The organism is Zwartia lucis (assembly GCF_965234455.1).
In the GTDB taxonomy this organism is placed as follows: domain Bacteria; phylum Pseudomonadota; class Gammaproteobacteria; order Burkholderiales; family Burkholderiaceae_B; genus Zwartia; species Zwartia lucis.
In genome coordinates this window covers 441011-455194 of the sequence record NZ_OZ248473.1, presented here as the reverse complement: position 1 = coordinate 455194, position 14184 = coordinate 441011, and the positions used below count along the sequence as shown (strand labels likewise).

Annotated in this window: 12 protein-coding genes; 8 read left to right on the top strand and 4 right to left on the bottom strand. The window is 50.2% G+C overall.

Annotated features, from left to right (window positions below):
• The first annotated feature begins 47 nt into the window (after window positions 1–47).
• From AC8GE9_RS08585 to AC8GE9_RS08570, 4 genes are all read left to right on the top strand, one after another.
• On the top strand, window positions 48–1382 hold the full coding sequence (locus AC8GE9_RS08585; protein ID WP_506676737.1) for an FG-GAP repeat domain-containing protein: 1335 nt from the start codon (window positions 48–50) through the stop codon (window positions 1380–1382).
• 63 nt (window positions 1383–1445) lie between these two features.
• A complete protein-coding gene (locus AC8GE9_RS08580) occupies window positions 1446–2609 on the top strand; it encodes a mandelate racemase/muconate lactonizing enzyme family protein (protein WP_506676736.1) in 1164 nt (387 codons plus the stop codon).
• A gap of 38 nt (window positions 2610–2647) precedes the next feature.
• Window positions 2648–3373, top strand: coding sequence for a class I SAM-dependent methyltransferase (locus tag AC8GE9_RS08575; protein ID WP_506676735.1), 726 nt, complete (start codon window positions 2648–2650; stop codon window positions 3371–3373).
• A 78-nt stretch (window positions 3374–3451) separates the two neighbouring features.
• Window positions 3452–4279 (top strand): aspartate dehydrogenase, encoded by an 828-nt coding sequence (locus AC8GE9_RS08570; RefSeq protein WP_506676734.1) that lies wholly within the window; start codon window positions 3452–3454, stop codon window positions 4277–4279.
• Window positions 4280–4298: 19 nt separating this feature from the next.
• On the opposite strand, the gene AC8GE9_RS08565 is transcribed toward AC8GE9_RS08570, so the two are convergent.
• On the bottom strand, window positions 4299–5189 hold the full coding sequence (locus tag AC8GE9_RS08565) for a TauD/TfdA dioxygenase family protein (RefSeq protein WP_506676733.1): 891 nt from the start codon (window positions 5187–5189) through the stop codon (window positions 4299–4301).
• Window positions 5190–5505: 316 nt separating this feature from the next.
• Here AC8GE9_RS08565 and AC8GE9_RS08560 point away from each other — a divergent pair, with 316 nt between their 5' ends.
• The gene (locus tag AC8GE9_RS08560; protein WP_506676732.1) at window positions 5506–7365 is read left to right on the top strand and encodes a phosphoenolpyruvate carboxykinase (GTP); all 1860 of its coding nucleotides are present in this window, start codon (window positions 5506–5508) and stop codon (window positions 7363–7365) included.
• 94 nt (window positions 7366–7459) lie between these two features.
• Here the strand turns inward: AC8GE9_RS08560 and AC8GE9_RS08555 are convergent, their stop codons facing one another.
• On the bottom strand, window positions 7460–8716 hold the full coding sequence (locus AC8GE9_RS08555) for a Zn-dependent hydrolase (protein WP_506676731.1): 1257 nt from the start codon (window positions 8714–8716) through the stop codon (window positions 7460–7462).
• A gap of 151 nt (window positions 8717–8867) precedes the next feature.
• Here AC8GE9_RS08555 and pyk point away from each other — a divergent pair, with 151 nt between their 5' ends.
• From pyk to AC8GE9_RS08540, 3 genes are all read left to right on the top strand, one after another.
• Window positions 8868–10319 (top strand): pyruvate kinase, encoded by a 1452-nt coding sequence (pyk, locus tag AC8GE9_RS08550; protein ID WP_506676730.1) that lies wholly within the window; start codon window positions 8868–8870, stop codon window positions 10317–10319.
• 209 nt (window positions 10320–10528) lie between these two features.
• Entirely contained in the window at window positions 10529–11386 is an 858-nt protein-coding gene (locus tag AC8GE9_RS08545; RefSeq protein ID WP_506676729.1) for an SAM-dependent methyltransferase, read from the top strand.
• Between the two features lie 116 nt (window positions 11387–11502).
• Window positions 11503–12861 (top strand): APC family permease, encoded by a 1359-nt coding sequence (locus AC8GE9_RS08540; RefSeq protein ID WP_506676728.1) that lies wholly within the window; start codon window positions 11503–11505, stop codon window positions 12859–12861.
• Between the two features lie 36 nt (window positions 12862–12897).
• Here AC8GE9_RS08540 and AC8GE9_RS08535 read toward each other — a convergent pair whose 3' ends face one another.
• Together AC8GE9_RS08535 and AC8GE9_RS08530 are read right to left on the bottom strand one after the other, a co-directional pair.
• Window positions 12898–13218 carry a hypothetical protein gene (locus AC8GE9_RS08535; protein ID WP_506676727.1) on the bottom strand — a complete coding sequence of 107 codons (321 nt, stop codon included), beginning with the start codon at window positions 13216–13218 and terminating at the stop codon, window positions 12898–12900.
• A 30-nt stretch (window positions 13219–13248) separates the two neighbouring features.
• Window positions 13249–14163 carry a recombination-associated protein RdgC gene (locus AC8GE9_RS08530; RefSeq protein ID WP_506676726.1) on the bottom strand — a complete coding sequence of 305 codons (915 nt, stop codon included), beginning with the start codon at window positions 14161–14163 and terminating at the stop codon, window positions 13249–13251.
• Window positions 14164–14184 lie beyond the last annotated feature (21 nt).

Sequence of the window (14184 nt, the reverse complement as noted above, 5' to 3'; positions counted from 1 at the left end):
TCTCATTGGTGGCTTACATATATCAGAACCGGATATGGATTACTCATATGAATAAATTATCACTTCCTCTCCTTTTGTTGATTTCTATGATTGGTCTTGTGGCATGTGGGGATGGTGGCGGAGGAGGGGGCGGCAGAAACGAGAAGGTTTGGATTCAAACTAGCGCAGGTTCATTTGAAACACCAGCATTAGCGGCGACTTATAGTTTTAGTTCCGCTCCCGGATATTCTCTGGCCGTCCATTATTTATATCCCATAGATTTAAATGACGATGGTGTGGATGAACTTCTTGTTGCAGGCTTTGAAACTCAACCAAATACACCTGAAAATTATAAAAATACTAGGATTTCAATACTAGGTTGGAGCAATGGACAGTTTGTTAACTTAACCAGTCAGTGGCTTCCTAACAATGCAGATCAAGTCGAAGGTGTCGGCGATATAGCGGTGGGTGATTTCAATAATGATGGCCGCATGGATATCTTCTTGAGCGCCTATGCAGACATGACCTTTAATGTAAATGCTTATCAGCTAATAAATAAAGGTGGATATTTGGAAAAGACCGCCATTGAAAGCGTGGTTGGTTGGCAACATGGCGTTTCGGCTGGTGATATCAACCAGGATGGTTACATGGATGTTTTTGCTGTTGGGTATGGTGATTCGTCTAGGGTTTATTTGGGCGGACCCAGTGGATTGACGTCGCATAGCTACACTTCATATGCTGGAGGCTCCGGTGTTGCCATGGCAGATTTTCTTAATGATGGGACCACTACCGCATTTATCGTAGATTTCGGAAATGATCGTGTCCAAAACTCAGTATTGATGCGACTAGTCGCTGACGGCAGTGGAGGATACAGTTTTTCTCGAATCGCGACACCTCCAGGACCTCTACTTGGCGATATTGGACATAACGTTCGCTCTAAAGCGTTTGACTTTAATGAGGATGGCTTAATGGATGTCTTGGTCTTTACTCGGGAGAGCTGGAACGGTTCGCAATGGCCAGTTAACTCCAGAATTCAGTTTCTGAAAAACAATGGTGGTGGTCAATTTGTTGATGTGACTTCCGATATTCTTGTTGGTTATCAAACCAACAGTAATGTTTCGTATACACCAGTATTTATAGATCTTAATAGAGATGGACGAACTGATATCTTTATGAGCGAAGGGCAATGGACTGGCGATAATCATTCCACCGCCATGCTCATCAAAGGAGCTGATGGAAAGTTTGTTGATACTGGTAGAGCCGAACTATCTGGGCAAGTAAGCTCTAGCGGTGGAATGGCAACAGTTTTGCATGGTCCCAACGGGAAACTCTACTTTGCATTTGATGCTCAATCTAGAGGTGGGTCTGCTACGATTAGCTTGTCAGAATTCATACCACGTTAATTTTTTAAATATGAGTATGACCGTCAGGTTGTTACATTTCAATCTTAAAACTATTTATTTAAAATGAAAATTGTTGAAATTCGCGAGTCGACTCGCCCGATCAAATCCAATATCCGAAACGCCTACATCGACTTTTCCAAGATGACCTTGAGTCTAGTTGCGGTCGTGATGGACGTGATCCGTGATGGCAAGCCTGTGATTGGTTATGGCTTCAACTCAAACGGTCGCTACGGACAGGGCGCGCTCATGCGTGAGCGTTTTATTCCTCGCGTGCTCGAGGCTGCACCCGATACCTTGCTGGATGAGCGCGGCATTTTGTGCCCGCACAAAATCTGGACCACGATGATGAATAACGAAAAGCCAGGCGGTCATGGAGAGCGCTCGGTGGCGATCGGAACCATCGATATGGCAATCTGGGATGCCGTGGCCAAGATCGAAGGCGTGCCGCTTTATCAGATGCTTGCGGACCGATACGGCAACGGACAACCCAATCGAAAAGTATTTGTCTATGCTGCCGGGGGCTATTACTGGCCGGGACAGGGACTCGAGGGTCTGACACGCGAAATGCAGAGCTATCTGGATCGCGGCTATTCGGTCGTCAAGAAAAAAATTGGTGGGGCATCCTTGGCCGAAGATTGCAAGCGCATCGAAGCGGTGCTCAAGCTGCTAGGCCCTGGTCAACGTTTAGCTGTAGACGCCAACGGCCGCTTTGATCTCAAAACCGCGATTGCTTATGGCAAAGAACTCGCACAATACAACTTGTTCTGGTACGAAGAGGCAGGTGATCCGCTCGACTACGAATTGCAGGCCGAGCTCGGCAATCATTACGAGAATTCGATGGCGACCGGCGAAAACCTTTTTTCCATGCAGGACGCACGTAATTTGATTCGTTATGGCGGTATGCGACGCGATCGCGATTGGCTGCAGTTTGATTGCGCGCTGAGTTATGGTTTGGTCGAGTATCTTCGCACTCTGGATATGCTGCTTGAATACGACTGGTCTCCGACGCGTTGTGTGCCGCATGGTGGTCATCAAATGTCTCTGGCCATTGCCGCCGGTTTGGGACTTGGCGGTAATGAAAGCTATCCAGATCTGTTTCAACCCTATGGAGGGTTTCCGGATGGTGCTCGGGTTGAAAATAGTATTGTCACCTTGCCTGAGCTTGTTGGTATTGGTTTCGAAGGGAAAGCCGATCTATATGCTGAAATGAAAGCATTGGCGAGTTAAGAGTTTTCTAGCTTTAACCTCTAGTTGACGAGAATTAAATGTTATCTAAACCTCTCATGACGCACGAAAAAGCGTATCGCACATCTGTTGCTAGGGCTTTGACTGCAGCTGCTCCCAAAAAAGTCCTTGATATCTGCTGCGGTGACGGATGGTTACCCTATGCCCTTGGCCCAGATGTTGAGTTGCATGGGATAGATCTTTTTGAGGGAGCGCCCGCTGGCTATCATCAGTTTATGGTGGCTGACTTTAACCAAGGTCTGCCGAGTGACTTGGAACAATATGATGCGATCGTATGCTGCGAAGCCATGGGTTACCTTCAAAATCCAGGTCTTTTCTTACAAAGTGTTCGTAAACACTTAAAAGATGACGGCATGTTTATTTTGTCTATTCCTAACCCTAATTACACTGGTGCTAGAGTCAACCATTTGATTCAGGGTTTTCCTCGGTCTTATTCGTGGTTCAAACAAAACGAGTCGCCTGAGCCGCATATGCCTTGGTTGTCTCTGGGTGTGTTTCAACTCTGGCTTTTGCTTGGCTTGAATGGTTTCAAGGATATGCAAGTCCACGAGGTTGATGAGGAGAAACCTCGCCATGGTTGGGAATATTTGCTGGGTTGGGTGGCCAAAGGCTATGCCAAGCGTCGCTTTGACAAGGCGCAAATCGAGAGCGTTCGACAAGTGTGGGAACATGCCATGCGCGATCAAGTGATTTATGGTCGCCAACTGGTTGTTTCTGCACACGCCAAGTCGGCCTCATCAATATGACCCGTGCAAACGGTTGAACGTTCGATTTCACTATAATCTTCCAACTCTCGTATCCATCTCACTTTTCGGTTCATCATCATGACGCAAGCAGTTCAAAAACAGAATCTACGGGTCGCGATCGCCGGTTTAGGCGCGATTGGGAAATCCATTGCGACGACCTTAGCTAAAGGCGGTGTGCCAGGCGTAGAGTTGACGGCGGTCTCTGCTAAAAATCATGACAAAGCCAAAGAGTTTGTCGGCACGCTTGCGCACCCCGTCAAGGTTCTGAACATTGCTGAGTTGGAAAAAGAAGCCGATCTCGTGATCGAGTGCGCGCCTGCCGCGCTCTTGTCAGAAATCGCCACACCTTTTCTGAAAGCACAAAAGCAAGTCATCGTCTTGTCCGTCGGTGCGTTGCTGTTTCATCCAGAGCTGATTGCGATGGCCAAAGAGCAGGGTGGGGTGATTCACGTTCCGACCGGTGCTTTGATTGGCCTCGATGCGATGATCGCCGCCGCTGAGGGCAAGATACATTCAGTCCGTATGGTGACACGCAAACCCCCCAAGGGCTTGGCAGGCGCGCCGCATTTAATTGAAAACAACATCAATATCGAAGGCTTGACCGAAGCGAAAAAGGTGTTCGAGGGCAATGCGCGTGACGCCGCTAAAGGCTTTCCAGCGAACCTGAACGTCGTGGTCGCGTTAGCGCTGGCGGGTGTGGGTCCAGAAAATACCCTTTTGGAAATCTGGGCCGATCCAGCTGTAGTGCGCAATACGCACACCATCGTGGTGGACTCGGATTCTGCCAAGTTCACGATGACGATGGAAAATATTCCTTCAGAAAATCCTAAAACAGGTCGAATCGTGGCTCAAAGCGTCATTGCGATGCTGCGCAAAATGAAGTCCAGTTTCAAAGTTGGTACTTAAGCCGTACTAAGGCCCGGGCCTACGCTGCGATACTCGCAGCATGGGCCTGACGCGGCAAATCAAGGGTCGTGACCCGAGTCAGTTCCCTTTTATATTTTTTGTCATCGAAGGGCCGAGCTCTGTGCATGGTGGTTCGGTTATCCCAGATCACCAAGTCGCCAAGCTTCCATTGATGTGAGATTAAAAACTCCCGTTGTGTCGCGTGCTCGATCAAGTCCTTGAGTAATAAACGCCCTTCGGGAATTTCCCATTCCACGATACGCGCCGCATGCGAGGCAAGATACAGCGCTTTGCGATCCGAGCCCTCGACTTGACGCACCAAGGGATGTGTGGCGCCCGGAAGTTTTGCTTGCTCTTCTGGTGAAAAATCAAATCCCATCGTGTGCCTGGAGTAGACAATCGAGTGATAGGCGTGAAGCGGTGCGATGGTCTGTTTGAGTTCGTCACTCAAGGCATCGTAGGCTGCACGCATGTCAGCAAACTCGGTATCCGCCCGAACGGGTGGAATATTGCGGGCATATAGCATCGAGTAGCGGCCGCAAGGGTTTTCAAAGGACGCATCTGTATGCCAGATACGGTTGCTGATACCATTCATGCGTCGCCGGTCTTGTGCCTCCAAAATGTTGCCATCTCCGCCGACGTTGGAAATATCAGTGAGCGCCTCGTTGCCAAAGCGATTTTTAGACAGGACAGATGACGACGTCTTGGCATGAAGCTCACCATCCAGGCGTCTGGCAAACTCAATTTGCTCTTCATTCGTAAAATGCTGATCTCGAAAAACGAGAACCCCAAACTGACTCATTGCGTTTCTGATTTGTTCCAGAACTTTCTGGTCATGCAAAGCGCACAAATCAATCGGACTGGCCAGCCCCATAAAGCTTGGATGCAGTTTTTCGAAGGTTAAGCTCACAGTTGTCTCCTATGACCAAGTATTACTAGGCTAGGTTGGTTTTTTTTAGTTCGGATTTGTAACTTCCAATATACACGTTCTCGATCAATCGCTAGCGTGCACCTGAAATTTTGATGCATATCCAAAAAACGCTTTAAAAAAGGCCTGAAAACTAAAAATAACTTTTATTTGAACGTTTCTTGCGACCGATTTAAGCAGTCTATCGTGGTGTTAGTTCCTGTTTATGAGAGGGGATTTGATTTTCTCTCAGGCAGATCCGGTGCTACTATTTCAGGTTAGCGAAGTTTGAACTCAGTGCTTTAAAAGAAACATTTACATGAATCTGCCACTTAACGCTCCTGCTTACGTCCGTCACGAAGGCCTTAAACAATGGGTCGCCTCCATCGCCGCCAAGGTCAAGCCTGACAGTATTGTCTGGTGTGACGGCTCTCAGGAGGAGTATGACCGCTTGTGCGCGGAAATGGTCAAGTCCGGCATGCTCATCAAGCTCAACGAGGCAAAGCGACCCAATTCATTTTTGGCCCGCTCGGCACCGGATGATGTCGCCCGAGTCGAGGATCGTACATTTATTTGTAGCGCCAAAAAAGAAGACGCAGGTCCGACTAACAATTGGATTGCGCCTGCCGAGATGCGCACCAAGTTGGACGAATTGTTTGAGGGCTCCATGGCTGGACGTACTCTTTACGTCGTACCATTTTCAATGGGCCCGCTTGGTTCACCGATTGCGCAGATTGGTATCGAGCTTTCTGATTCACCGTATGTTGTTGTCAATATGCGCATGATGACGCGCATGGGTAAAAAGGTCTATGACGTACTCGGCACGGATGGAGATTACGTACCCTGTGTGCACACGGTTGGTGCACCCTTGGCCGCAGGTCAAGCTGACGTATTGTGGCCCTGTAATCCAACTAAATACATTGTTCATTTCCCAAAGACGCGTGAGATCTGGTCCTATGGCTCAGGTTATGGCGGCAACGCTTTGTTAGGCAAGAAATGTTTCGCTTTGCGTATTGCTTCGACCATGGGCCGCAGCGAAGCCAGTGAAAAGAGTCCTGGCTGGTTGGCCGAGCACATGTTGATCCTGGGCGTGCAAGCACCCTGGGGTAAAAAATATCACGTCGCAGCAGCCTTTCCTTCGGCCTGTGGGAAAACTAACTTTGCGATGTTGATCCCACCCGCTGGTTTAGCCCAGCAGGGTTGGAAAATCACCACGATTGGTGACGACATTGCTTGGATCAAGCCGGACGCCAAAGGCAATCTGCGCGCGATCAACCCAGAGGCAGGCTATTTTGGTGTCGCGCCTGGTACGAACGAGCAGTCTAATTTCAACTGTATGGCGACGCTCAAGCGGGATACGATTTTCACTAACGTCGCCTTGACCGATGATGGTGACGTCTGGTGGGAAGGGATGACTAAGGTTCCTCCCGCCCACTTGATCGATTGGCAAGGTCGCGACTGGACACCAGAGCAGGCCAAGGAAAAAGGCATCAAAGCCGCACATCCGAATGCCCGCTTCACAGTTTCCGCTACGCAAAACCCGGTATTGGATCCTGAGTGGGACAACCCAGAAGGTGTCGTGATCGATGCGTTCATCTTTGGTGGTCGTCGTTCCACCACGGTTCCCTTGGTCACAGAGGCACGTGACTGGGCTGAAGGTGTGTACATGGCCGCGACCATGGGTTCTGAGACGACGGCTGCTGCTGTTGGCCAACAAGGTGTCGTGCGTCGTGATCCTTTCGCCATGCTGCCTTTCTGCGGCTACAACATGGCTGAGTACTTTGAACACTGGTTGTCCTTGGGTAATTTCTTGCAAACCTCAGGCGCCAAGCTGCCCAAGATTTTCTGCGTCAACTGGTTCCGCACCGATGAAAATGGTAAGTTTGTCTGGCCGGGCTTTAGTGAAAACACGCGCGTCCTAAAGTGGATGTTGGGTCGTATCGAAGGCCAAGCTCAGGGTAACGAGCACGCTTTTGGCATTACCCCAGAGTTTGCGGATATTGACTGGGAAGGTATGGATTTTTCTCAGGAAAAATACAACACTATTACCTCGATTGATGTGGTCGCCTGGCAACAGGAGTTCAAACTCCACGACGAGCTGTTTGAAAAGCTTTCCTTTGGTTTGCCTGAGCATCTACTCAAAATCAAAGCGAGTTTCGAGGCGCGGCTTGTCAAGTAACTCGCTCTTAAATGAGCTGAAATATAAAAAGGCCCGAATCATTCGGGCCTTTTTTGTAGGTCATGACATGCAAGACCTCCGTGCTTTCAGTGCGTCAAGTACCGGCTCTTTCGAGCATTGCGTGCAACAACACGTTACACCCCGCCTCAAGATGCTCAGGCTTGGCATCCTCAATCTCGTTATGACTGATCCCATCTTTACACGGGACAAAAATCATCGCTGTGGGAGCAACCCGAGCCAGATACACGGCATCATGTCCAGCGCCGCTCACTACATTCATTTCTGATAGGCCGATCTTTTGAGCGCCATTGCGCACAGCATTCACAAGCTCTTTAGCAAAAGCCTGAGGCGGAAAATAGACGACTTGCGTGATATCGATGGTGACCTTGCCTTTTGTTGCGATCTCCTTTGCTTTGGCATGCAGGTTTTCAACCATACGCGTCAACGTCTCATCGCTATCCGCGCGGAAATCGACAGACATTTTGACGGTGCCAGGGATGACGTTGCGCGAGTTGGGGTAGTTGTCCAACATGCCCACGGTGCCGCGTGCATTCGGTGCATGATCCAATGCAGTTTGGTTGATTAACTGAATCATGTGCGAAGCGGCGAGCAGGGCATCATGACGTAAGGCCATGGGGGTTGGGCCCGCATGGGCTTCGGAGCCGGTGATGACGACGTCAAACCAGCGTTGTCCCAGCGCGCCCGTGACCACACCAATCGTAATGTCATGCGCCTCGAGGACGGGGCCTTGCTCGATGTGCGACTCAAAATAGGCGCCGATTTTCTTAGGATCGATTTTGTCCGTACCGTTGTAGCCGATTGACTTGAGGGCTTCGCCAACTGAAATACCATCACGGTCTTTTTGCGCAAGGATAAAGTCTGTTTCGAACTCGCCGATAAAGGCACCCGAACCCATCATCACAGGGACAAAGCGAGAGCCTTCCTCATTGGTCCAGACGACGACCTCGAGAGGCGCTTCGGTCTCTATGTCAGCATCGTTTAAGGTGTGAAAGACCTCAATGCCTGCCAATACCCCATAGTTACCATCAAATTTGCCACCGGTTGGCTGGGTATCAATATGGCTTCCGGTCATCACGGCCGGCAAGTTGTTGTTTCGGCCTGCCCGGCGTGCAAAAATATTACCCACAGCGTCAATCCGGATGGTGCAACCTGCGGCCTTGGCCTGGGCCACAAAATAGTCACGGCCTTGGCGATCTAGATCTGTCAAAGCCAGTCGGCATACCCCCCCTTTTTTGGTTGCCCCTATTTTGGCGAGTTCCATCAAGGATTTCCAAAGGCGCTCCCCGTTGACGCGCAAATCAGTCAAAGGGGCGAGGGTAGTGACAGTCATAATCTAACTCCGTGAAATGATCGTGAATCTTGTGGTGATTAAGCGACTCTGCTGAACAACAGATTGATTGCGCTTAAGGTGATAACTAGGTTAAATGATGACATGCGATCGCGCAATGCGTGATCGTATCTAAATTAGATAAGGTTAAAAGATGAAACTTGATGCGATTTCGCACCGCCACCGCAATACCAAGATTGTCGCGACCCTAGGGCCTGCAAGTAGCGATCCCGCTATGATTCGCCAGCTTTTTGAGGCGGGAGTGGATGTTTTTCGTCTGAATTTCAGTCATGGAACGCATGCTGACCACAAATTGCGCTATGACGCCATCCGTCAGATTGAGGCCGATGTAGGACGCCCTGTCGGGATTTTGATGGACTTGCAGGGTCCCAAATTGCGCCTTGGAAAGATTACTGATGGCAAACTGGCCCTAGCAACAGGACAAAAGATTCGCTTGGATCTGGATCCGACGCCAGGAGATATCAACCGGGTGCCACTCTTACACCCTGAGATTTTTGCTGCAATTCGTCCTGGTGACGACTTGTTGATCGATGATGGCAAGGTCCGTCTGCGTGTGCTGTCCTGCACGAAAGAGCATGCAGAGGTCCAAGCCCTCAATGCAGGCGTCATCTCAGATCGCAAAGGTGTCAACGTACCCGGTGCGATTTTGCCCATGTCTGCCATGACCGCCAAAGACCGTGAAGATCTTGATTTCGGACTGAGCATCGGTGTTGACTGGATTGCCTTGTCCTTTGTGCAGCGCCCCGAAGACATTATCGAGTTGCGTGAAATCGTGGGCAATCGTGCCTGGATTATGGCCAAGCTTGAAAAACCCTCTGCCATTGATTCGCTCGAGGCGATCGTGGCGAGTTCTGATGGCGTGATGGTCGCGCGTGGAGACTTGGGCGTGGAGTTGCCTCCCGAGGAGGTCCCTGTGCTTCAAAAGCGGATCGTTCGTGCCTGTCGCGAAGCTGGGAAACCCGTGATTGTCGCGACTCAAATGCTTGAGTCGATGATTACCTCTCCGGTGCCTACCCGTGCTGAGGTGAGTGACGTGGCGACTGCAGTCTATGATGGTGTGGATGCTGTGATGCTCTCGGCAGAGTCTGCCTCCGGGGCTTATCCCATCGAGGCGGTGACAATGATGGAAAGGATTTTGCTCAGCACCGAGCGAGATCCCCTACAGCGCGTGACCATGGACGCGGTTCATTCAAGACGGAAAAATGATGCCCGCGACGCAATCTCCGCGGCGATCCGCACGATTGCTGAAACCTTACCTGTGGCAGCCACTGTTGCCTATACCTCCTCAGGTGCAACGACCTTGCGCGTTGCGCACGAGCGTCCGCGCGCGCCTATTCTGAGTATGACCCCCGTTGCCGCTGCCGCGCGTCGTTTATCACTTGTATGGGGTGTGCACTCCATTCAGGCTGCCGATGTCGATAGCGCAGAAGAAATCGTATTGCACGCGAATCTTGCTGCTAAAAAATATGGTTTTGGTATGCCCGGTCAGGCACTATTGATCATCGCCGGCACCCCCTTTGGTGTGCCGGGTTCGACGAACCTCTTGCGTATTTCCTGGATTGGTGAGGAGCCAGATGTCTCCTAAAAAGCGTTTTTTCCTCATGCGCTGATTTTTCTCAGTGTGCGTCCTGCAGAGATGAATATAGAAGTTCATGCTGCAGCGCACAATTGCCAAACTAGGGACAATCGCACTAGGAATTTCTGCTGCCAGATGCTACGCTTTTTGCGAACAATCGAAGTAAAGACTTTCGTTTGCCTTTTCTTGCTTTTAACATTACATCCAAGAGGTTATTCATGCGTTTTCGTCTGGCTTTAACGGCAGCATCACTCGTTGCAAGCATGTCTATTGCAACCTCCTTTGCACAGGGAACGGATTCACCCAAGATTGGCGATGAAAAGTACAAGCCTTCAGTCGGTCAGAGCGGTAAAGACGTGATCTGGGTCCCGACCAATGATGCAGTAGCAGAGGCCATGCTCAAAATGGCAAATGTCAAACCTGGCGATTTGGTCTATGACCTCGGCTCGGGAGATGGCAAGATCGCGATCGCAGCAGCTAAAAATTTCGGTGCAACTGCGGTTGGTATTGAGTTCAACAAAGATATGGCTGATCTTGCCACCCGCAATGCGGAGCGTGCAGGTGTGGCTGACAAGGTCAAAATTATCAATGGCGATATTTTCGTCGAGGATTTTTCTAAAGCCAACGTCCTGACCATGTATCTGTTGCCCGACCTGAACCTCAAACTGCGTCCCACCATCCTCAAAATGACGCCTGGCACCCGCGTGGTGACAAACTCGTTCCATATGGGTGACTGGGAAGCGGATGCTTTGATTGGCAACGGCTATACCCAAGGCTATCACTGGGTTGTTCCTGGCAATGCCGCGGGCAAGTGGACGATTAAAGGCATCGAAGGGGGCAAGTCAGCCAGCCTCGATATTACCCAGCGTTATCAACGCGTGGGTGGCACGCTGTCGATCGACGGCAAAGCACAACCCCTTCTTGGACCTTCTTTGGTGGGTAATCGCTTGAAGTTCAGCTTTATCGACCAAGGTGGACAGTCACGTATTGCCGATGTGAACTTAAAAGGTAATACGTTCGCTGGAAATGTCCTTGAAACTTCTAATCTTTACGAAATCACTGGTACACGAAACTAAGTGATTCGTTCTTAAATCTATCTATTGCCTTTCTCCGCCACAATCCGTGCTTCATGCACTGGTTGTGGCGTGACTTTGCGTGATACATCACGAAACTATTTCCTTTTTATGCCTCTATGACTCAGCCAACATCGACAGTGAATGAACCAACGCAACGCCTGACCGCCTTTAGTGCGATCGCGATTATTGTGGGGATTGTCATTGGGGCAGGTATTTTTAAAACTCCCTCGATGGTGGCAGGTGTCACCGGTGATGCGGGGTGGCTGTTAGTGGCCTGGTTTCTAGGTGGCCTCATTTCTCTTGCAGGTGCGCTTTGTTATGCAGAGCTTGCGACAACGTATCCACATGCAGGCGGTGACTATCATTTTCTAGCGCGTGCCTTTGGTAAAGATATTTCCTTTTTGTACGCATGGGCCAAGGCAACGGTCATTAATACGGGTTCGATTGCGCTTCTTGCTTTTGTGTTTGGCGATTACATGACCAAGGCGATCAGTCTCGGACCTTACTCCCCGGCGATCTGGGCGGTTGGTGTGGTGGTGGCGCTCACCCTGATTAACTTGATTGGTATCTCTGCGTCGTCTTGGGTCCAAACCCTGCTGACCATCATTGAGGTGACGGGATTAATTTTGGTGGCGATTGCTGGTTTTTACATCTCTGGAGATGCGCCGGCTTCACCTGCATTTTTCTCCTCCACACCAAGTTTAGGGATGTTTGGTCTAGCCATGGTCTTCGTATTGCTCACCTATGGCGGGTGGAACGAGGCCGCGTATATTTCCGCCGAAGTGCGCGGTGGTCGTCGCGCGATTGTGCCTGTGATCCTCCTGAGTATTCTGATCCTGACGCTGATTTACCTCTTAGTCAATATTGCTTTGCTGGCTGGACTTGGTTTAGAAGGACTGTCAAAGAGTAATGCGGTGGCCGCAGATCTGATGGGCAAAGCGTTTGGACCCTGGGGCGAACGTACGCTAGGCATCTTTGTTGCTGTGGCCGCCTTGACTAGTATCAACGCGACCATGATCGTGGGCGCCCGAACCAACTACGCTTTAGGAAAAGATTGGCCCGCTCTACGTTTTATGGGCCATTGGGAAGGGGGTCGAGGTTCTCCGATTCGTGGCTATTTGGTTCAATCCACGATTTGTCTTGCTCTGGTTATTTTTGGTATTTTCCAGACGGATGGTTTCGGTGTGATGGTGGAGTTTACTGCCCCAGTCTTTTGGTTCTTTTTATTTTTGGTGGGTATTTCAGTCTTTGTCATGCGTGTGAAAGATCCCAACGCAGATCGTCCTTTCAAAGTGCCTCTCTATCCCTTGACGCCGATTTTGTTTGTGTTGACTTGCGCATACTTGACGTATTCGAGCGTGACCTACGCAGTGAGTAAGGGCGCCGTGCATATCTCTCTGGTTGTGATGGCGATTGGTGTCGTTGCCTTGTTTTTCACGCGCGGGGTCAAAGGCCCGACTAAAAATATAAACTAATCAATCACCAAGGCTCCTATCTCAGAGCCTTGGCGGTTAATGTTTGATGCCAAGGACCGCGAGACACTCTCCGTAGGTGAGTGCGTCCTCGCAAAGATAGACGACGATATCTTGCGGTGACATGTTTTCTAAAATTTGAATCACCTCCTCGGCGATATCAGTATTGCTTTGAATACCTGCCACGTGAATTTGAGCCCCGCTTGCAAAGACCTCGGCAGGTATGAGTTTTTCAACAACCGAAAAATCGATCTTTGAAATCACGACATAGGCACGGACAGTCAATGCGTCAGCGGACACGTCGAGCAAAACGCCCCCTTCAACAGCTTGTGCCAGCTGACTTTTAATCATCAAATCCATGTTGATCTCCTTGGTGCTTCGCCGCAACGCTCAGGCAGCCTTTGTTATCAGTGTTTTTTCTTCGAGTGCCTCAAGCAAGCCGGTTAACAGTTGGTTAAGCTCAGCGGTCATCAAGGTAAACTCGCCATCGAATTTTTCCGCTTCGTTCGCAGGTGCGAGCTGATCGGCTTCGTCGAGTATGTCTTGCGGGGCGACACGTTTGATATCAAGCGTGTCGGTCAGGACAAAAGAGACCTTGTCATGCCAGGTGAGTGCGAGACGCGTGCATTGTTTGCCGGACTGGATGTGTTTTTCAATATCGGCAATGTCAAGGGCATGTTTGACATAGCGGATTGTCGCGGCTTTATCGCCGCCTGCCCTGAGTTCCGCATCCTGATCGATGCTGAAATTGGCAGGTGCCTCACCGCTCGTAATCCATTGCGTCATGGCGACTGCCGGGCTTAATGTGACTTGGATGGGTTCTACAGGGAAAGGGTAGATGGCCTTGCCAAGTGCTGACAAGATTTCCTCGGCTTTTGATGTTGACGCTGTATCGATGACGAGCCAGTGATGAAGGGGGTCAATCCAGACGCGTGTATCGCGTGTCAAACTAAACGCACGTGGAATGAGCGCGTTGGTGACTTCCTCTTTTAAATCTCTGAGCTGTTTACGTCCAGGTTTAAAGCCTTGCTGCTCTTCGAGCTCGAGGGCGCGCTGTTTGACAAACTGATTGATCACCGACGCGGGCAAGAGTTTTTTTTCAGAGCGAAAGGCGCAGAGAATTTGGCGATCGACGCGATAGGCGAAGCGTACGTCATCTTCTCTCGGAGGCGTCCAACCAGAAGCCGTTGGCGTCGCTGCGCCAGGCGAGACAAACTGCTCTTTAGCCAAAAAGGCGTCGATTTGCTCGGCTGTCCAGTTCCAGGTGTTTGAGAGACGAAACAGCTTTAGATTTTTAAACCACATAACTTACCCTGCCAAAGGGAA